This window comes from Phenylobacterium haematophilum, from assembly GCF_014196295.1.
GTDB classification, from domain to species: domain Bacteria; phylum Pseudomonadota; class Alphaproteobacteria; order Caulobacterales; family Caulobacteraceae; genus Phenylobacterium; species Phenylobacterium haematophilum.
Window position 1 is genome coordinate 233,907 of the sequence record NZ_JACIDK010000004.1, and the last position, 19,898, is coordinate 253,804.

The following is a 19,898-nucleotide window of genomic DNA, read 5'->3' on the forward strand; positions in this document are numbered from 1 at the left end:
CTCACCGTCCCAGCGTGTAGCGCGCGCTGAGGCTGATGCTGAACTGGTCGGGCGAGCCCAACTGCTCGACGATCGGGCTGTCGGCGCTGTCGCCCGTGATCCGGGAATAGGTGGCGATGCTCTCCACGCTCCAGCGCGGCGTCACCCGATACTTCGCGCTGGCCACGACGCCGGGCGACCAGGACATGCCGCTCGGCGAATAGGCGGCGAGCCCCAGCGGGCTGCGCGAAGCCTCCAGCGGGGAGACCGCAAAGTAAGTGCTGGTGAAATCGTCGTCGCCCCAATCGAGCCGCGGCCCGGCGGTCAGCGTCCAACGCTCGCCGCGCGCGACGGCGTCGGCCGCGAAGCTTCCGACCCAGGCCTCATGGCCGCCGAATCCGCGGCGCACCTCGGCCCGCAGCCGCAGCCAGTCGCTCGTCCACCAGTTGACGAAGCCGCCGGCCTCCACGGTCGGATCGATCTTGTCGAACCCACGCAGGTCATCCTCGTCCTTGCGCTCAGAGCGCCAGCGCCCGACCAGGCCGGCCGTCACCGCCCCCCTGCCCAGCAGGCCCAGGCTCACGCCGTCGTCCGGCGCCCCGGTCGGGGTCGGCGCCGCAACGCGCCGCGACAGCACCACCGCGCCGGTGAGCGACGGCTGATAGTCGTCCGATCCGAGATAGTCGGGTGCGTAGCGCACCCCGGCCCTGACACTGTCCAGCGTCCAGCCGAGGACGGTCGGCGCCTCCTGCGCCGCCGCCGGCGACGCCGCGACGGCCGCGATCACCGCGACGAGGCAAGACTTGATAAGCTGGGACGCGACTGAACCTCGAACGCCCATGGCGCACCCTCCGCCAGCTGCCGCTCACCCAACGCACAGCTTCGCCGTTCGGTTGCCGACACCGCGCCCGCCGCAGATTGTCGCCGGTGCGCTGATGCCAGCTTGCGTTCATCTCTGCGATCTAGGATCAGAGCCGTCCGAACCCTGAGTGATCGAACGGAACTCACGTGCGCACCTCCATCGTCCATCCCGGAGCCGACAACCTCCGCTACGAAATCCGCCAGATCGTGGAGGTCGCCAAGGCAATCGAGGCCGCAGGCCAGCCGATCCGCTGGGAGAACATCGGCGACCCCGTCGCCAAGGGCGAACACCCGCCCGCCTGGATCAAGGAGATCGTCGGGCGCGTCGCCCAGGACGACCTGAGCTTCGCCTACTCCCCGACCAAGGGCCTGGACGACACCCGCGCCTACATCGCCAATGAGCGGAACCTGGAAGGCGGCATCCAGATCACCGCCGACGACATCCTGTTCTTCAACGGGCTCGGCGACGCCATCTCGACGATCTACGGTGCGCTGCACCCGTCCGCCCGCGTGATCGGCCCGAACCCAGCCTATCCGACCCACTCCTCGGCCGAGGCCGCCCACGCCGGCGCGCCGCACATCACCTATCGCCTCGATCCGCAGAACGGCTGGAAGCCGGACCTCGCCGACCTCGAATCCAAGGTCGCGGCCAATCCGCATATCGCCGCCATCCTGATCATCAATCCCGACAACCCGACCGGCTTCGTCTATCCACAGGACACCCTGGCCGCGATCGTCGACATCGCCCGCCGCTACGGCCTGTTCCTGATCTCCGACGAGATCTATTCGAACCTCGCCTATCCCGGCTCGGACATGCGCAAGCTGGCTTCGGTGATCGCCAGGTGCCGGCCATCGCCATGCGCGGCATCTCCAAGGAATTCCCCTGGCCCGGCGCGCGCTGCGGCTGGATCGAGATCTACAACCGCGACCAGGACGCCGACTTCGACCGCTTCGCCCGTTCGCTGCTTGAGACCAAGATGCTGGAGGTCTGCGCCACCACCCTGCCCCAGCGCGTGCTGCCGCAGGTGATGGGCGACCCGCGCTACTATCCCTACCTGGAGGAGCGCGTCGGCGCCTATGACCGCCGCGCCAAGCGCGCCGCCCAGGTGCTGTCCGACATTCCCGAGATCACCATCCATCCGGCCCGCGGCGCCTTCTACATGACCGCAGTCTTCCGGCACGGGGCGCTGAACCTCGACCAGTCGCTGCCGGCGCCCGATAGCGCCGCGGCGATCATCGCCCCGCATCTTGGGGCGGCGCTCGACCAGCGCTTCGTGCTCCACCTGCTGGCCGCCACCGGCATCTGCGTGGTGCCGCTCTCCACCGGCTTCAACTCCGACCTGCAGGGATTCCGCTTCACCCTGCTGGAGGCCGACGAAACCAAGTTCGAGGCGGTGCTGACGGACCTCGCCGCGGCTCTGCGCGCTTATCTCGCCAGCGGCCATGCGGCGCTCGACGCCGCCGCCCGGCCCAGCGTCACGGCAGCCTGAAGCCAAGCTGCGCCTCGCCCCGCGCTATCCACGCGCGGGGCGTTTCTATGCTTTTTCCGCAACCCATTGATTGTCTCGATGGAGACGACAAAGTTTTCCCATTAGCCAGCGCGAATTCCTGGGCCTACGCTGCTCGGAAATCGCCGTTATGGGAGGACTTGGGACATGGATGACGCATCCCCGCTGAACGACCCGCGCAAAGAGCGCGGCGCCCTGCGTTCGCTGCTCGGACGCACCAATCGCGACTGGTGGCCCAACCGTCTGTCGCTGGAAATCCTCCGCACCGAAGATCCGATGGGGCCGGACTTCAGCTATGCCGAAGCGTTCAAAAAGCTCGACTATCAGGCCGTCAAGCGCGACCTGACGGCCCTGATGACCGACAGCCAGCCCTGGTGGCCGGCCGATTATGGGCACTACGGGCCGTTCTTCATCCGCATGGCCTGGCACAGCGCCGGCACCTACCGCACCGGCGACGGCCGCGGCGGGGCGGGTTCGGGCCAGCAGCGGTTCGCGCCGCTGAACTCGTGGCCGGACAACGGCAACCTCGACAAGGCCCGCCGCCTACTGTGGCCGATCAAGCAGAAGTACGGCGCCAACCTCTCGTGGGCCGACCTGATGATCCTCGCCGGCAACGTCGCCATCGAGTCCATGGGCGGGCCGGTGTTCGGCTTCGGCGGCGGCCGCGCCGACGTCTGGGAACCCGCGCGCGACGTCTACTGGGGCACCGAGGAGCTGTGGGTCGGCCAGGAAGGCAACGAGACCCGCATCCAACCTGAAAAGAACATGGTGCTGGAGAGCCCGCTGGCGGCGATCCAGATGGGCCTGATCTACGTCAATCCGGAAGGCCCCGGCGGCGTGCCCGACGCCCTGCAATCGGCGCGCGACATCCGCGAGACCTTCCACCGCATGGGCATGAACGACGAGGAGACCGTCGCCCTGACGGCCGGCGGCCACACCTTCGGCAAGGCCCACGGCGCCGGCGACGCCTCCAAGGTCGGGGCCGCTCCGGAAGGCGCCGACATCGCTCAGCAAGGCCTCGGCTGGCAGAGCGGTCACGAAAGCGGCATGGGCGACCACACCATCACCTCGGGCCTGGAAGGCCCCTGGACCCCCACGCCCATCAAGTGGGACAACACCTTCTTCCACATGCTGCTCGACTACGAGTACGAGCTGGTGCGCAGCCCCGCCGGCGCCAAGCAGTGGCAGCCGGTCGGCCAAAAGCCCGAGGACATGGCGCCGGGGGCCCACAGCCCCGACCGCCGCGTCCCGACCATGATGACTACGGCCGACATGGCGCTGAAGATCGACCCGGGCTTCCGCGAGATTTCCGAGAAGTTCCGCGCCGACCCCGCCTACTTCGCCGACGCCTTCGCCCGCGCCTGGTTTAAGCTCTGCCACCGCGACATGGGTCCAAAGGCTCGCTATCTCGGTCCCGAGGTCCCGGCTGAGGACCTGATCTGGCAGGATCCTATCCCGCCCCGCAGCGGTCCGGTCATCGACGCCGCCGACATCCAAGCGCTGAAGGAAAAGATCGCCGCTTCCGATCTTTCCGTCGCCGAGCTGGTCTCGACCGCCTGGGCCTCGGCCTCGACCTATCGTGGCTCCGATCACCGCGGCGGCGCCAACGGCGGCCGCATCCGCCTCGCGCCTCAGAAGGACTGGGAAGTCAATGATCCGCCGAAGTTGGCCAAGGTCCTGTCGACCTACGAGAACATCAAGGCCGCGTTCGACGGAGCCAAGACCGTCTCCATCGCCGACCTCGTGGTGCTGGGCGGCTCGGTCGGGATAGAAAAGGCGGCCCGGGCTGTCGGTCGGAACGTCGAGGTCCCGTTCACCCCCGGCCGCACCGACGCCTCGCAGGACCAGACCGACGTCGAGGGCTTCGCGGTGCTCGAACCGCGGGTCGACGGCTTCCGCAACTATCTGCAGGTCGCCTTCAACGTCCCGACCGAGGAGCTGCTGGTCGACCGCGCCCAGCTGCTGGGCCTCTCTGCGCCGCAGATGACCGTGCTGGTCGGCGGTCTGCGGGTGCTGGGCGCCAACACTGGCGGCTCGAAACATGGCGTCCTGACCGACCGTCCGGGCCAACTGACCAACGACTTCTTCGTCAACCTGCTCGACATGAACACCGCCTGGAAGGAGATCGACGGCCACGGCGACGAGGTGTTCCTCGGCACGGACCGCCAAACCAAGCAGGAACGCTGGACCGCCACCCGCACCGACCTGGTGTTCGGCTCCAACTCCCAGCTGCGCGCCCTGGCCGAGGTCTATGCTTCGGCCGACGCCGGCGACAAGTTCGTCAACGACTTCGTCGCCGCTTGGACCCAGGTCATGAACGCCGACCGCTTCGACCTCGCCTGAGCTCCGGCAGGTTCTGCTGTGTTCAACGCCCCCGACTCCTGTCGGGGGCGTTGATCCCTTTGGCGGCGCGTCCCTCGCGCCGTCGACCGCGTTTGGGGCCCCCGTCCACTTCGCTGGCGTTTCCCACATTCGCACCGGCGGTGTGCGCGCAGCGGCCTGGGCGCGGCGACCACCTCGCCTCGGTCCGAACGCGCCCCATTGGCTTTCGCTGCGGAATGCTGGCAGTTCTCTGCGCCTGCGCTAACGAACCCGAGCACCATCCATGCTGTTTGACGACGTCATCCTCGGCCGCCGGAGCATCCGCGGCTACAAGCCCGATCCGGTTCCGCGCAAGCTGATCGAGGAGATCCTCGCCCTCGCCATGCGCGCGCCCTCGTCGATGAACACCCAGCCGTGGAACTTCTACGTTCTCACCGGCGAGCCGCTCGACAGGATCCGGGCCGGCAACACCGAGCGCAACCTGGCCGGCGTGCCGCATTCGCGCGAGTTCCGCACCGGCGAGCCCTTCACCGGCCAGCACCGCGACCGGCAGGTCGGCGTCGCCAAGCAGCTGTTCGCCGCCATGGGCATAGCCCGCGAGGACAAGGAGATGCGCCAGGACTGGGTGCTGCGCGGCTTCCGCCAATTCGACGCGCCGGTCTGTGTGATCATCACCTACGACCGCGTCCTGGCCGGCAGCGACGACACCCCCTTCGACTGCGGCGCGGTGACCACCGCCCTGGTCAACGCCGCCTGGTCGCGCGGCCTCGGCGCGGTGATCAACAGCCAGGGCATCATGCAGTCCCCGGTGGTCCGCGAACACGCCGGCATCGCCGACGACCAGGTGATCATGAAGGCCGTCGCCTTGGGCTGGCCGGACGATGACTTCCCCGCCAACGCCGTGGTCTCCGAGCGCAAGTCGGTGGCCGAGGCCAGCGTCTTCGTCGGCTTCGACGACTAGGTCGTCCGCTCCGAGGCCTCGAACACCGCCAGCTGGTCGGCGAAGGCCCGCTGGTGGGCCGGCCGCGCCTCGCCGCGGGCGACATAGACGGCCAGGTTCGGATAGTCAGCCAGCAGCTCTGCGCCTGCTGGCCGGCGCAGCACGCTGACCATCATCAGGTCGCCCGCGCTGAACGCCCCGTCCAGCCACTCGGCCTCGCCCAAGCGGCGCGACAACGCCTCCAGCCGGCTCCGCACGCGGGCCTCCAGCATCGGCGCGCGCGCGTCGAACCACGGCTTGTCGCGCTCGACCAGCCGCGCCTGCTCGCGCTCGACGATCGGCGGCTCGACCGTGTTCAGCGCTGCGAACATCCAGCCGATCACCCGGGCCCGCGCGTCCGGATCGGCCGGCAGCAGTCCCTCGTGGCGCTCGGCCAGATGCAGGATGATCGCCCCGGACTCGAACAGCGCCAGCTCGCCGTCCTCGAAGGTCGGGATCTGCCCGAACGGATGCAGCGCCAGGTGCGCCGGCTGTTTCATCGCCGCGAACGAAACCAGCCGCACTTCGTAGGGCTGGCCGACCTCCTCCAGCGCCCAGCGCACGCGCATGTCGCGCGCCAGCCCCCGGCCGCGGTCGGGCGAAGCTTCGAATGCGGTGATGATCGGCGCCATGCAGGTCTCCTTCATTTCCCCGAGGACGAGCCGGCGGTCTGCGTTCCGACACCCTGCGCGCTTTGCCGCAGGGCGCGGCCCCCGCGAACCCCGCTAGAGCTTGGCCGGGGGACATCTATGACTGGAGTTCGTGCGTGGTCACGATGTCCCTTCGTGCGCGTCTTGTCGCGCTGCTCGCTCTGCTTTGCCTGCCGCTTTCCGCCCACGCTCGCGGCCTTGAGGCCGAGGTGCTTGCCGAGCTCAATTACGCCCGCGCCAATCCCGCCCGCTATGCCGACGAGCTGGCCCGAGGCGGCTGGGCGCTGCGGGACGAGGACCCCTATGTGGTCGACGAGGCCATCGCCTTCCTGCTGTCCCAGCGGCCGCTGCCGCCGCTGCAGGCCCATCCGGGCCTGGCCGCCGCCGCCGGCGCCCACGTGCGGGCCCAGGCCCGCCGCGGGTCGGAGGGACACGGGTCCGGGGCCGGCGGCCTCGCCGCCCGCCTCAAGAACCAGGGCGTCTGGGCGGGGATGAGCGCCGAGACCATTTCCTACGGCTACGCCAGCGCCCGCGAGGTGGTGGTCCAGCTGATCGTCGACAGCCGGGTCCCCGGCCGGGGCCACCGCAAGACGATCTTCGGCGCAGGCTACAGCTTGGCCGGCGTCGCCTGCGGGCCGCATTCGGCCCACGGGGCCATGTGCGTGATCGACTTCGCCGGGGCGCTGGCGCCGCGCTAGGTTTTGACGATGGTCTAGGCGCGTGGGCCCCGCGCGCCCTAGACTGCCGCCATGTCCCGCGTCCCCGCTCTCCTTTGCGCCGGTCTGGTCGCCGCCCTGGCGCTCGGCGCCTACGGTCTCCAGCAGATTCCCCGCCCCGTCGAGAACGCGCGCCTGATCGCCTGGCCGCAGACCGCGAGCATGCCGGGCTTCGGCGAAACCGGCGAACTCGGCCCCTCCGAGATCGCCGACCTGACCGAGTACGTCCTGGCCCTCGCCGGCGCGCCGCGCGACCAGGCCGCCGTCATCCGCGCAGTGCCGCTCTATCAGACCCACTGCGCCTCCTGCCACGGCATCGGCGGCGAGGGCGCGGAGATCCTCGGCACGCCGGACCTGACCCGCGGCCAGTTCCGCTACGCGACCGACGCCGAAGGCGTCACCCTGCAGATCTGGCACGGCACGGACGGCCGCGGACCGATGCGCGAGGCTGCGCGGACGCCTTCCCGGCCCAAAGGCTGATCTGCTATGGCCAAGATCCACCGGAGAGCCCGATGAGCGACCTTCCTCGACGCAGCCTGATCGCCGCCGGCGGCCTGGTCCTCGCCGCCCCGCGCACGGCGCTGGCCGCGCCCGGCAAGCCGCGGGTGGTCATCAAGACCCCGCGCGGGTCGATCATCGTCGAGCTCGAACCGCGCAAGGCGCCGCTCACCACCGCCAACTTCCTGCGCTACGTCGACGCCAGGTCCTATGACGGCGGGACCTTCTTCCGCGCCGCGCGCACGCCCGGCGTGCCCAAAGACGGCACCATCGTCGGCGCGCCCGACGCGAAGGTCCGGCCGTTCCCGCCGATCGCCCACGAGAGCACGACCGGGACCGGCCTCAAGCACCTCAACGGCACGATCTCGCTCGGCCGCTTCGCCCCTGGTACGGCGACCAGCAACTTCTTTATCTGCGTCGGCGACCAGCCCTATCTCGACGCCAACCCCAAGGCGGCGGGCGACAACCTCGGCTACGCGGCCTTCGGCCAGGTGGTCCAGGGCATGCCGATCGTCGAGAAGATCCTCTCCCTGCCCACCAACGGCGAGACCAAGTTCAAGGACCAGCGCGGCCAGTGGCTCAAGCCGCCGGTCCCGATCCTGACCATGCGCCGGGCCTAAAAGCCGAACTCGGCGCTGTGCTCGACGCCCTCGCGCACGGTGATCCCCGTCGTCACGCCGTTGCGGTCGAAGACGAACTTGGCCCGCAGCTCGCGCCCAGGCAGCGCCACCGGCTGGGGCGCGCCGAACAGTTCGGGTCGGCCTGACTGCGGCTTCAGGCTCTGGCTGTTCTCGACGCTGATCCCCAGGCTGTCGCGGTGGACGACGCTGATGTCCTGGGTCTGCAGCAGTCGCCGCGAGCTGTCGTTGCGCAGGGTCAGATAGACGTGCACCAGCCGGTCGTCGGCCGGCCGCTCGACGCGGTCGATCCGCACCGACCAGGCGCCGAGCCGCTTGAACGCTCCCGTCGGATCGGGGCGCGGCGGCGGCGGCTCAGGCCGCTGTGGCGGTGCGGGCTGCTGCGGCGGCGGGGCCTGCGGCTCCTGCGGCGGCGACGGCTCGGGCTGCTGCGGTTCCTCAGGCGTCTGCGGCTCCGGCTCCTGATCCATCGGCGCCTCGCCCAGCTGGCGCATGAACAGCCGCCGCCAGGCCGCGCCGCCGGCCTGCGCCAGGGTCGGCAGCGGCGAGGCCCCCGGCTGCTTGGAGGGCAGCGCCTGCCACTGGTTGCCGGCGTCCATCGATCGCACCCAGCCCAGCATCAGATTGTCCGAGCCCAGCGCCACCGCGGCGCCGCGCCCGGCCAGCGCCTTCTCCAGGTCGCGCCGGCCCTGGTCGCTGAGCAGCAGAAGCTTGGTCATCTGCAGGGTGTTGAAGGCCGGCGCGAAGCGTTCGGTCTCCCAGCGCAGCGCCGAATTTCCATAGCCGGCGTCGTCGATCTTCAGCTGCTCGCGGTTGAAGTCGGCCAGGTTCACCGTATGCGCCTGGGCCCCTCCGTGACCGCCGCCGCCCTGCCCCATCACGTCGTCGAAGTGGGCGTGCGGGCGGCTCAGATAGTCCGACCACTTGTCCAGGGTCTGGCCGGTCGCGCCCTCGACCGCGGCGTTGAGCGGCGCGCGCAGGATCTCCTCCAGGACGCCGACGAACACCTCGGGCATCAGCTTGGAGACCGTCTCGATCACCGCGGCGCTGACCTGCACCACGCCGTCGGGCGCGCCGGCCATCGAGAGCATGTGATCGCGCACATAGAGCCCCATCGCGGTCTCGGCCCGATCGAGGTCGGCGCCCGCATCGGCGAACACCAGCGACTTGGCGACCTCGTGGCTGACCGCCGGCCAGGCCTTCAGCCCGCGGTCGATGTCCTCGACCCAGGCCCGGTCGTAGGCCGCGCCCGGCCCGCTGGCAGCCTCGAACGCCGCCCGCTCCAGGCCCGACAGCGTCGCCCGCCTGGCCTCATAGGCTTCGACCCGCGCCTGCACCCGCGTGCGCAGCTGCGAGAAGATCCACGGGACCGAGCGCCCCGTCGCCTCGCCGCGATAGAGCCGGGTCGCCAGTTCGCTGCCCGGCCGCGCGTCGATCATCTCGCGCCAGATGAACTCCTCCACCCCGGCGATCGAGGTGTCCTGGCTGGTCACCGGCAGGTGGACGTTTTCGTAGCGGATACCGCACGGCGTCCCGTCGTCGGGCAGGTCGTCCTGCTTGCGCCGGTCGCACGGCCGGCCGCTGGCGATCCGCGTGGAAAACGCGTTGACCGTGCGCGGCGTCCGCTCGCCGATATAGCCCTCCAGCGTCAGGTGCTTCACCGCGTTCATCGCCGGGTCGAGGGTGAACTCGCCGCCCGCATAGTGATTGACGTAGGTGTGGGCGAACACGTCGCCGGCCGCATGGGTCAGGTAGCCGAGCGCGAAGGCGTTGACCTTCGCATCGTCGCTCTCGACGAAGCCCTTGCGGTGGATCCAGTTCAGCCAGGCGTCGCTGCCGCTCGCCCCGACGCCGCCGGGCGCCGACTCGTCGGGATGGATGATCTGCTGGCCGGTCAGGATGTCGGGATAGGCGTCCGGCCCCAGCACCCCGGCCCGGAACTGCTTGGCCCCGCCCTTCAGCGCCGCCAGCGCCTTGGGGTCGACCTCGAAAGCGCCCAGCGCCCCGGCCGGCTCGCCGGTCTGCGGGTCGACCACGCCCAGCGTCACCTTGCCGTCGAGCGCGTCGCGCATCGCTTCCTCGGCCAGGTAGACGTGGGTCTTGGGCTTCCAGGCCAGGGCCGGGCCGGCCAGGACCAGGCTCAGGGCCGCGCCCGCCAGAACATGCGCCCGCATCAGAACGTGAAGGTCGCCATGTGCTCGCGGCTCTCCTCGACCATGATCGCCACCACCTTGGCGTCCTTGTTGCGGTCGAAGACGTACTTGGCGGCGATCTCCCCGCCCGGCGGCGTCATCGGCGGCGGCGAGTCGAACAGCTTCGGATAGCCGGCGATCGGCTGCAGCCCCTGGCCGCTCTCGACCGTGACGCCCAGGCTGTCCTCCATCAGCAGCGCCACCCGCTCGGTCTGCACCAGCGGCTTGTCGCTGATGTTGCGCAGGGTGACGTAGACGTGGACCAGCCGGTCCTGCGGCGGGTTCTCGATGCGGTCGATCCGCGCGGCCCAGACGCCCAGCGGCTTAAAGTCGGTGGCGGCGGCCGGCTGGGCGATACAGACGGCGAGCGCGGCGAACGCGGCGGCGAATTTCATGAGCGGCGGCTCCAGCTAAGGTCGCCGCGACCCTGCGCTCGCCCGCTCAAGCTTGCAGCGCTGCTGCGCCCGGCCCCGGGCCCGGCGCGCCCAAGCGACCAAGCGCGCCGCTCGTCTTACGAAAACGCCCCCTGCTCGAGCAGGTCGGCGGCGTGGTTCGCGGTCCGCGCCGACAGCGCCATGTAGGTCAGCGACGGGTTCATCGAGGCGCTCGAGGCCATCACCGCCCCGTCCGAGCAGAACAGGTTGCTTACTTCGTGCGCCTGGCCCCAGCCGTTGAACACCGAGGTCGAGGGATCACGGCCCATCCGCGCCGTGCCCATCTCGTGGATGCGGTCGCCGGGCGGCGTCAGGTCGGCGCCGGCCTCCTCCCAGGGGGTGATGTCGGTGCAGCCGGCCGCTTCCAGCATGGCGGCGGCGTCGCGGGCGGCCTCGCGCATCATCACCTGCTCGTTGGCCCCGTGCGCGGCCTCGATGCGCGGCAGCGGGATCCCCCAGCTGTCGACCCGCGAGGCCGACAGGGTCACCCGGTTCTCCGGATCGGGCAGCACCTCGCCGAACGGCCCCAGCGACAGCACCCAGACGCGCCCCTCGCCGTCGGCGCGGCGGATCTTGCGCGCCCCGCCCTGCATGCCGAAGCCGCGCAGGTACGGCTTGTCGGTCTCGGTGATCCCCGAATAGCGCGGAATGTAGATCCCGGTCGGCCGGTCGGCCTGCCAGGGCTGGTCCTCGAAGCCGGGGCGATAGGTCCCGACGATCTGGCCGCAGCCGACGTGGTCCATCAGGTTGCGCCCGACCTGGTCGCTGCCGTTGGCCAGCCCGCGCGGGAACGCCTCGGAGCGCGAGTTCAGCAGCAGCGCCGCCGAATTGATCGCCGAGGCGTTGAGGAACACCATCTTGGCGTCATAGGTCGTGGCGACCTTGCTCAGCCGGTCGATCGCCCGCACGCCGGTCACCCGCCCCGCGGCCGGGTCATAGACCACGCTCTCGACGATGGCGTCGGTGATCACGGTCAGGTTGCCGGTCGCCCGCGCCGCTGGCAGCGTCGCGGCCTGGGTCGAGAACGCCGCCCCCAGCGGACAGCCGTGGTGGCAGCGCACATAGCCCTCGCAGCGCTTGCGCCCCAGGTCCATCTGCGGCTTGGCCACCCGGCTGAGGTTGGCGCAGCGCCCCATCAGGAACCGCCGCGTCGGGAACGCCGCCTCGATGCGGCCCTGGGCGTCCTCCTCGACGCTGTTGAACGGGAACGGCGGCAGGAAGTCGCCGTCCGGCAGCTGCGGAACCTCGTCGTAATTGCCGCTGACCCCTACGAACGCCTCGACGTGGTCGTACCACGGCTCCAGGTCATCATAGCGGATCGGCCAGTCGGTCCCGTGCCCGTCCTTGAGGTTGGACAGGAAGTCGTCCGGCGCCCAGCGATAGGACTGCCGCGCCCAGGTCAGCGAACGCCCGCCCAGGTGATAGCCGCGGATCCAGCGGTACGGCTTTCCCTCGGCCTGCTCGTACGGATAGTCGTGGTCGCTGGCCCAGAACTTCTTGTTCGAGTTGAACATCGCGTAGCTGACGCCGACATAGTACGGGTAGTGCAGCGCCTTCTCGTCGTCCGGGATCTGGTCGTCGCGCCAGCGCAGCCGTCCGGCCTCCTCGTGGCTGTAGTCGGTCCCGTGCTCGATGTTCGGCCCGCGCTCGAGCATCAGCACCTTCAGGCCGCGCTCGCACAGCTCCTTGGCGACCCAGCCGCCGCTGATGCCCGATCCCACCACGATCGCGTCGAACTGCATGCTCAAAACCCTACGCCTTGCCGCCCGGCGCGTCGAACAGCGCCATGGCTTGCGAAAGCGCGGCGATCGGCTCGCCGCGCGGAATGAATTCGTGGCCGACCCATTGGTCGTAGCCCAGATGGTCCAGCAGCCCGGCGATCGCGCGCCAGTTGATCTCCTGGCGGTCGTCCAGGTCGCGCCGCCCGGGCGCCCCGGCCGTATGGACATGACCGATCAACTCGAAGTTGGCCTTGATGGTGCGGCTGAGGTCGCCCTCCATCAACTGCATATGATAGCCGTCATAGAGCAGCTTCAGCGTCGGCGAGCCGACCCCGCGCACCACCTGCGCGCCGAATTCGGTGCGGTCGCACTGCTGCCCCGGATGGTCGACCTTGCTGTTCAGCAGCTCCATCAGCAGCCGCATCCCGGCGCCCTGCGCATGCTCAACCACCGGCCCCAGCCCCTCGACGCAGGCGGCCACGGCCCGTTCATCGTCGCCGTCGCCGAACCGGTTGCCCGCGAACACGATCACCGCCTCGGCCCCGCCCTCCGCCGCCGCATCGATCGTGCGGCGCACGTGGTCGCTTAGGACGCCATGCCGGGCCGGGTCGTTGAAGCCTTCCTCCAGCTTGTGTCCGGTGACGGTGACGATCGACAGCCCCAGCTCGCGGGCCAGCGGCCACAGCTCGGGCGGCAGCATCTCGACGCCCTGCGCCCCGGCTTCCGCCGCCGCGCGCAGGAACGGCGCCGGCTCCACCTCGCGCCCCGCCGTAAACGACCACCAGGCGAAACTCTGCCGCACGTCGCTCGCCTCCTCCCACGCAGCCGCGTCCACCGGCGCCGCCATCGCGCGTCAGTGTCCATACAATCGATTACACGGCAAGAGCCAATGCCAGCGACTCAAGCCGCGCGCCGGTCAGCGCCCCCTTCGGCACGATCAGGTGTTCATGGGTCCCGGTCTTGCTCCGCAAACCGGGATGACAGGCTTGACCGAGACGAGCACCCCCAAGTGTCATCCCGGTTTCGGCTGCAAGCCGAAGACCGGGACCCACCTGATCCATCCGGCAAACCCACACCCCTAAGACCCCGCCTCCCGCCAGCCCCCGCCCGGCTCCTGCACGAAGTTCACCAGCTCGATCCCGAACGGCTGCGGCCCCTCGGCCTCCTCGCCCTCCCCCGCCGGCCCCAGCATCCGCCGCAGCCCGTATTTCTTCGGCTCGATCAGCGCCACCCGCCAGCGCAGCACCTGCACCCGCAGCCGGTCGCCGCGCACCGAGTCCTCGGTCGCCTCCATCGCCACCTCGTAGGCCAGGTCGAAATGCAGGTCGGCGGCGATCTCCTTGGCGCGCAGGTACATCTCGCGGAACCAGTCCTCGCGCCGCGCCCAGCCGAAGATCGAGCCGGCGCACGGCATGTCCGGATCGGCCGACAGCGCCAGCACGCTCTCGCCGCCGGCGATCCTCAAACAGATTTCCTCGGCCAGTTCCGGCGTCAGGATCGAGACGCTGCCCCCGCGCCGCCGCGCGGGCGAGGCCTGGGCCATCATCCGCCGCCAGAGCTTGCCGCTGCCCGGCCGCAGGTCCGCCTCGCGGTCGGCCGCGATCTGCCGGCGCCGGCCCTCCAGCTTGGCGGCCTCGAACGCCGCCCCGAACTCAGGCTCGCGCAGCGCCCAGTCGCGAAACGTCCGCCGCGACGGCATCCCCGGCTCGCGCGCCAGCGCATGCTGGCTCTCGCCCGCCGCCACCCGCGCGCAGATCTCCCGCCCCAGCTCCGGCGTAAACCGCACAGACGCCCGAACCCTGGCCCGCCCCGGGCCTGGCGACAACGAAGGCATCCCGCCCCCACGACAGCAAATGAGAAGGCTTCAGTGTCTCACAGCCACGCCGAAGCGCAAGAACAAAATGGCAACACAGCAATCGAGTCAGTTTTCGGCGCATGCGAAGACCAAACGCGTGGGCATCAGATCCCGCCGGTACGCCCCGGCTCCCCGCCGCCCAGCGTCGACGCCCTCATGGCCAGACAGCTGATGTCGGTCCGAGCACCCCCGATCCGCCCGTCGGAAATCCTGCCTCTTGGCCTGTCGGTGCAAAGGCATCTTCAACAACGACGCGCCATCGTCTAGCTTGCAACTATCCCGACGCCTTCATCTCGGACATCATACTAGAACATGAAACTGCTGAATTTCGTCTGTCGAGGCCTAAATGGCTATCTCGACTTCGACCTATCGTTTCGCAAAGACGTTAGCTTCCTCATTGGGATCAACGGGAGCGGAAAAACCAGCGTCCTCAAAGCAATTATGGCCTTACTCGGACCGGATATCGACTGGCTAATGAATGCCAGATACGACTCCATTTTAGTAGACCTAGAGCATGAGGATGCTCATTTGGTAATATCGGCCATAAAGAGCAATAATAATATACAATTCTCCTTCTCTAATGGCGATGACTTCTCATCCGTTACTATATCTGATGAGATTTATAGAAACAGCCTTCGAATTAGAGAAGACCTATTGCGAGATTCCGATGGCGACTACATTCGAGTAAGGGAGTCGGTTTCCGAGATCACTGAAACGATGGCTCCATTTCAGGCCGTACGGGGACTCCCCACACCAATATTCCTGGGCCTAGACCGGACCAGCCTACCGACGAGCGCAAGAAGCAATCAGCGGCAACGCCGCGCCCCTCCCCCCAAACGAACTCACGCCACACTAAGAGCATTTCTCGACGAGAGCGTTGCCCAAGCAGAAGCGATTGCCATTGAAGCGGCAAAGCAAGCACAGGTTCTTAGAACTCGACGAGCATCTGAACTTCGGGAGCAGATTTTGCTATCTCTATTTTCAGAAGGCGCGTCACGGGGCAGCGCAGATCTTCCACGATCAGTAGATATTCGACGGTACGAAAAGGCACGAAAATCACTAAAGGCCGCCTTCACCGCCCTCGGAATAGATACAGCACGCGTCGAACAAACCATTGACCCGTTCTTTTCAGAGGTAATAGGCGTTGCAACAGCCCTAAGCAAACACAAAAACTTAGAAGTAATCATCGCAAAAAGTGACGACAATACGACCAGAAACTTTATTAGTTGGATGCGACTAGAGCCTCGCGTATCACTTATAAAGGAGATTGAGGAATTTGTAAATAACTTCAACGACGCTGAATCTGAAATATTCAGGCACACAAATCGATATTTATCTATAATGAACTCATTCCTGGAAGATTCCAGGAAGACTTTATCCTTCAAAGAAGACGCCTCACTTATCGTTAAACTGCCATCCGGAGAAATGGCGGACGTTTACCACCTGTCATCGGGCGAACGTCAACTATTTGTTCTCATAACATCATTGATGTTTAACGACGACCAACGCCGCGCGAGCGCTGTTATCATAGATGAACCAGAACTCTCCCTGCACATAAAGTGGCAAGAGATGTTCGTAGATTCATTGCTGGAAGCAAATCCAGATATTCAGCTTATATTGGCGACTCACAGCCCATCCATCATCTTGGATCGCGATGAGAATTGCGTGGATCTGGCATGATGAAGTATTCAGGAAACGCGCGCCGCGCCTACGGCCGCCTGATGCAAGCGTACAACGACATTGATGTATACGTCGAAGACGCAACCTACGTCGGCATCTATGAGCGAGTAATAAATCGCGCACTCCGAGGGCAGGCGAGCGTTAAACGAATTATTCCCCTTGGACCAAGGGAAAAAGTTCTAGAAGCCGCCATGAATGATAATACAATTGGAGGAAGACCGCGCCTATATATAGTGGATGGCGATCTTGATCTAATCTCACAACTTAGACATAAAAAGTCACCGCACCTCCACAGATTAAAAGTCTATAGTTTGGAGAATTTACTCCTGGAGGAGAGCGCTCTAAATGCGTATTGCGCTTTTGCCTGCCCAGGAAAGAGCCTTGAAGCCGCACGTGATCAGATAAATCTGAAGCATGTACTCATCGACCTCGAGATAATGATAAGCCTATACGTTGTTGCCCTTGGAGTAGCTAGACGCTTGGACCTGAGGGACGCGGCCTTTTCTATTGATTTCAAGGACCTCTTCGACGTGGAGGGAGGCAAACACATTCGAGTTAATAGACAGAAGCTGTTCACAAAAACGAACGAGGTTATAAGAAGAATTATAGTACTTACAAGTCGAACCGCCTATCGCGAAGCAAAGACCGACGTGATGCGCACCATCGAACGTCGCGGCTTATCTGGGATAGATTATGTCCCCGGAAAGGCCGCACTTTGGTACATCAACGAGAGAGCTGGGCATGCGAAGGGATTGAGCCTCGGACAACGCGCAGTTGCTTCCTATCTAGCTGACCATTGCTCGTTGGGTAAGGACAGCGTCCTGGCTGCGCGACTACGGCGAGTATCTCGCGGTGTGAAGCGCTGATCACCACATACCCCACGACGTCGCGTCGCGGGCGCAGTACAATTTTGAACATCTGTGCGCTTTTGTTCAGGCCGTTGACGCGCTGAGCGTCAGCGGTCGACCCGCCTCAGATAGTCGCGGGTGCCCGCCGACGACGAGGGCCGGGCGCCGCGAGCGTGGCGAGCGCACGCTTCACTCAAGGTTTCATCTACGTCCTCCGCCCGCCGCACGCTCCGCGGACGGACCAGACGACATGGCAGGTCAAGCGGCCATGCTGAAGCCTACCCCGGCTCGTAATTCAGGATCGGCGCCAGCCAGCGCTCCGCCGTCCGCAGCTCCCACCCCTTCCGCTTCGCATAGTCCTCGACCTGGTCCTTCTCGATCCGGCCGACGCCGAAATAGTGCGCCTCCGGGTGGGCGAAGTAGAGGCCTGAGACGCTGGCCGGCGGGTTCATGGCGAAGCTTTCGGTCAGCTCCATGCCGGTCGCCGCCTCGGCGTCCAGGATCTTGAACAAGGTGGCCTTTTCGGTGTGGTCGGGCTGGGCCGGGTAGCCGGGGGCCGGGCGCACGCCGCGGTACTGTTCGGCGACCAGGGCGTCGATATCGAAGGCTTCGTCCGGCGCGTAGCCCCAGAGCTCGGTGCGGACCTTGCGGTGCATGGCTTCGGCGAAGGCCTCGGCCAGGCGGTCGGCGAGCGCGGTGGCGAGGATGGCCGAATAGTCGTCGCCGGCGTCCTTGAAGCGCTGGGCGACCTCGATCTCGCCGTGGCCGGCGGTGACCGCGAAACCGCCGACATAGTCGGGCTTGCCGCCGACCGGGGCGACGAAGTCGGCCAGGGCGACGTTGGCGCGGCCGCCGTCCTCGCGGCTCTTGTCCTTGGGCATCTGCTGGCGAAGGCTGTGCAGCCGGGTCAGCTCGGCCGAGCGCGTCTCGTCGGTATAGAGCACGATGTCGTCGCCGTCGGCGGCGGCCGGCCAGAAGCCGACCACGCCGCACGCCTCGAACCACTTCTCGGCGATGATCTTGTCCAGCATGGCCGTGGCGTCGCGATAGAGGTCGCGGGCCGCCTCGCCGACCACGTCGTCGTCGAGGATCTGCGGGAAGCGGCCGACCAGCTCCCAGGAGGCGAAGAACGGCGACCAGTCGATGTGGCGGGCGAGTTCGGCCAGGTCGTAGGCGACGAAGCTGCGGGTGCCGAGGAAGCTCGGCTTGGGCGGCGTATAGGCCTCGAAGTCCGGCTGGAAGGCGTTGGCGCGGGCCTCGGCCAGGCTGGCGCGGGCGCGGTTCCCCTGCCCTCTGGCGTAGCTCTCGCGGACCTTGGCGTAGTCGGCGCGGGTTTCGGCGGCGATGCGGTCCTTTTCGCTCGGCGAGAGCAGGCCCGAGACCACCCCGACCGCGCGGCTGGCGTCGAGCACATAGGTGGTGGTCCCGGCCTTGTAGGCCGGCTCGATCTTGACCGCGGTGTGCGTCTTGGAGGTGGTGGCGCCGCCGATCAGCAGCGGGATGTCGAAGCCGCGGCGCTCCATCTCGCCGGCGACATAGACCATCTCGTCGAGGCTGGGGGTGATCAGGCCCGAGAGGCCGACGATGTCGACCTTGTGCTCCAGCGCCGCGTCGAGGATGCGGTCGGCCGGGACCATGACGCCGAGGTCGATGACCTCGTAATTGTTGCACTGCAGGACCACGCCGACGATGTTCTTGCCGATGTCGTGGACGTCGCCCTTGACGGTGGCCATCAGGATCTTGCCGGCGCTGGAGCGCGGCTGGCCTTCCTTCTCGGCCTCCATGAACGGCATCAGGTAGGCGACGGCCTGCTTCATCACCCGGGCCGACTTGACCACCTGGGGCAGGAACATCTTGCCGGCGCCGAACAGGTCGCCGACGACGTTCATCCCGTCCATCAGCGGGCCTTCGATGACGTGCAGCGGGCGCTCGGCGGCCTGGCGGGCCTCCTCGGTGTCGGCGTCGATGTACTCGGTGATGCCGTGGACCAGGGCGTGGCTGAGGCGCGAGGCGACGCTGGCCTGGCGCCAGGCCAGGTCGACGACCTTGGCCTGCCCCTTCTCGCCCTTGTACTTCGGCGCCAGGTCGACCAGCCGCTCGGTGTTGGAGACGTTGGTGCGCTGCGGGCGGTTGAGGATCACGTCCTCGACGGCCTCGCGCAGCTCGGGGTCGATGTCGTCATAGACCGGCAGGTCGCCGGCGTTGACGATGCCCATGTCCATGCCGGCGGCGATCGCGTGGTAGAGGAAGACCGAGTGGATCGCCCGGCGGACCGGCTCGTTGCCGCGGAAGCTGAACGAGACGTTGGAGACGCCGCCCGAGACGCGGGCGTGGGGCAGGTTCTGCTTGATGCGCCGCGTGCCCTCGATGAAGTCGACGGCGTAGTTGTCGTGCTCCTCGATGCCGGTGGCGACGGCGAAGATGTTGGGGTCGAAGATGATGTCTTCGGGCGGGAAGCCGACCTGGTCGACCAGGATGCGGTAGGCGCGCTCGCAGATCTCGTACTTGCGGTCAGCGGTGTCGGCCTGGCCGACCTCGTCGAAGGCCATGACCACCACGGCGGCGCCGTAGCGAAGGCAGGCCTTGGCCTGCTCGATGAACTTGGCCTCGCCTTCCTTCATCGAGATCGAGTTGACGATGCACTTGCCCTGGACGCACTTCAGCCCGGCCTCGATCACCTCCCACTTCGAGGAGTCGACCATAATCGGCACGCGTGCAATGTCGGGCTCCGCCGCCAATAGGTTGAGAAAGGTCCGCATGGCGACGACCGAGTCCAGCAGCCCCTCATCCATGTTGATGTCGATGACCTGCGCCCCGGCCTCGACCTGCTGCCGGGCGACCGACAGCGCGGCGCTGTAATCGCCTTCGACGATCAGCTTCTTGAACTTGGCCGATCCGGTGACGTTGGTCCGTTCGCCGACATTGATGAAGACAGGTCGCATCGCAAATTCCCCGCCGAAGCGGGGACCCAAGCTGAATCAGGTTTGGCCGAAGCCGGGAAGTAACACAGTCCGCGC

Annotated in this window: 17 protein-coding genes; 9 read left to right on the forward strand and 8 right to left on the reverse strand. The window is 67.2% G+C overall.

The genetic code is table 11. The features are described 5' to 3' along the window. Position 1 precedes the first annotated feature (1 nt). Positions 2-820 (reverse strand): MipA/OmpV family protein, encoded by an 819-nt coding sequence (locus tag GGQ61_RS15280; protein ID WP_183774454.1) that lies wholly within the window; start codon positions 818-820, stop codon positions 2-4. 167 nt (positions 821-987) lie between these two features. On the opposite strand from GGQ61_RS15280, the gene GGQ61_RS15285 reads away from it, so the two are divergent. The 4 genes from GGQ61_RS15285 (at position 988) to GGQ61_RS15295 (ending at position 5,631) form a co-directional block, all read left to right on the forward strand. After that, positions 988-1,869, forward strand: a complete 882-nt coding sequence (locus GGQ61_RS15285) for an aminotransferase class I/II-fold pyridoxal phosphate-dependent enzyme (RefSeq protein WP_221221064.1) — start codon at positions 988-990, stop codon at positions 1,867-1,869. Next, a complete protein-coding gene (locus GGQ61_RS22055) occupies positions 1,818-2,330 on the forward strand; it encodes a hypothetical protein (protein ID WP_221221065.1) in 513 nt (170 codons plus the stop codon). Before GGQ61_RS15285 ends, GGQ61_RS22055 begins: the two co-directional genes overlap by 52 nt. A 165-nt stretch (positions 2,331-2,495) precedes the next feature. Then, positions 2,496-4,691 (forward strand): catalase/peroxidase HPI, encoded by a 2,196-nt coding sequence (katG, locus tag GGQ61_RS15290; RefSeq protein ID WP_183774457.1) that lies wholly within the window; start codon positions 2,496-2,498, stop codon positions 4,689-4,691. Positions 4,692-4,953: 262 nt separating this feature from the next. Continuing rightward, a complete protein-coding gene (locus GGQ61_RS15295) occupies positions 4,954-5,631 on the forward strand; it encodes a nitroreductase (RefSeq protein WP_183774460.1) in 678 nt (225 codons plus the stop codon). Here the strand turns inward: GGQ61_RS15295 and GGQ61_RS15300 are convergent. Beyond that, a complete protein-coding gene (locus GGQ61_RS15300) occupies positions 5,628-6,281 on the reverse strand; it encodes a glutathione S-transferase family protein (protein ID WP_183774465.1) in 654 nt (217 codons plus the stop codon). The two genes, GGQ61_RS15295 and GGQ61_RS15300, sit on opposite strands and share 4 nt — an antisense overlap. 143 nt (positions 6,282-6,424) lie before the next feature. Here GGQ61_RS15300 and GGQ61_RS15305 point away from each other — a divergent pair, with 143 nt between their 5' ends. The 3 genes from GGQ61_RS15305 to GGQ61_RS15315 are packed head-to-tail and all read left to right on the forward strand — an operon-like array spanning position 6,425 to position 8,133. Continuing rightward, the gene (locus GGQ61_RS15305; protein ID WP_343056156.1) at positions 6,425-6,997 is read left to right on the forward strand and encodes a CAP domain-containing protein; all 573 of its coding nucleotides are present in this window, start codon (positions 6,425-6,427) and stop codon (positions 6,995-6,997) included. A 51-nt stretch (positions 6,998-7,048) separates the two neighbouring features. Next, complete coding sequence (locus GGQ61_RS15310) at positions 7,049-7,495, forward strand: c-type cytochrome (RefSeq protein ID WP_183774471.1); 447 nt, start codon at positions 7,049-7,051, stop codon at positions 7,493-7,495. A 32-nt stretch (positions 7,496-7,527) separates the two neighbouring features. Next, positions 7,528-8,133, forward strand: coding sequence for a peptidylprolyl isomerase (locus GGQ61_RS15315; RefSeq protein ID WP_183774474.1), 606 nt, complete (start codon positions 7,528-7,530; stop codon positions 8,131-8,133). Here the strand turns inward: GGQ61_RS15315 and GGQ61_RS15320 are convergent. The 5 genes from GGQ61_RS15320 to GGQ61_RS15340 form a co-directional block, all read right to left on the reverse strand. After that, on the reverse strand, positions 8,130-10,325 hold the full coding sequence (locus tag GGQ61_RS15320) for a zinc dependent phospholipase C family protein (RefSeq protein WP_183774477.1): 2,196 nt from the start codon (positions 10,323-10,325) through the stop codon (positions 8,130-8,132). The two genes, GGQ61_RS15315 and GGQ61_RS15320, sit on opposite strands and share 4 nt — an antisense overlap. Continuing rightward, positions 10,325-10,738, reverse strand: coding sequence for a hypothetical protein (locus tag GGQ61_RS15325; protein ID WP_183774480.1), 414 nt, complete (start codon positions 10,736-10,738; stop codon positions 10,325-10,327). Before GGQ61_RS15325 ends, GGQ61_RS15320 begins: the two co-directional genes overlap by 1 nt. A gap of 116 nt (positions 10,739-10,854) precedes the next feature. After that, the gene (locus GGQ61_RS15330; protein WP_183774483.1) at positions 10,855-12,519 is read right to left on the reverse strand and encodes a GMC family oxidoreductase; all 1,665 of its coding nucleotides are present in this window, start codon (positions 12,517-12,519) and stop codon (positions 10,855-10,857) included. Positions 12,520-12,529: 10 nt separating this feature from the next. Then, on the reverse strand, positions 12,530-13,300 hold the full coding sequence (locus GGQ61_RS15335) for a TIM barrel protein (protein ID WP_221221066.1): 771 nt from the start codon (positions 13,298-13,300) through the stop codon (positions 12,530-12,532). Positions 13,301-13,576: 276 nt separating this feature from the next. After that, a complete protein-coding gene (locus GGQ61_RS15340) occupies positions 13,577-14,284 on the reverse strand; it encodes a terminase small subunit-like protein (RefSeq protein WP_183774489.1) in 708 nt (235 codons plus the stop codon). Positions 14,285-14,665: 381 nt separating this feature from the next. On the opposite strand from GGQ61_RS15340, the gene GGQ61_RS15345 reads away from it, so the two are divergent. Together GGQ61_RS15345 and GGQ61_RS15350 are read left to right on the forward strand one after the other, a co-directional pair. Further along, positions 14,666-16,033 (forward strand): AAA family ATPase, encoded by a 1,368-nt coding sequence (locus GGQ61_RS15345; protein WP_183774492.1) that lies wholly within the window; start codon positions 14,666-14,668, stop codon positions 16,031-16,033. Beyond that, positions 16,030-16,899 carry a DUF4435 domain-containing protein gene (locus GGQ61_RS15350; protein ID WP_183774495.1) on the forward strand — a complete coding sequence of 290 codons (870 nt, stop codon included), beginning with the start codon at positions 16,030-16,032 and terminating at the stop codon, positions 16,897-16,899. The genes GGQ61_RS15345 and GGQ61_RS15350 overlap by 4 nt, the downstream gene beginning before the upstream one ends. A 260-nt stretch (positions 16,900-17,159) precedes the next feature. Here GGQ61_RS15350 and metH read toward each other — a convergent pair whose 3' ends face one another. After that, a complete protein-coding gene (gene metH, locus GGQ61_RS15355; RefSeq protein WP_183774498.1) occupies positions 17,160-19,823 on the reverse strand; it encodes a methionine synthase in 2,664 nt (887 codons plus the stop codon). Positions 19,824-19,898 lie beyond the last annotated feature (75 nt).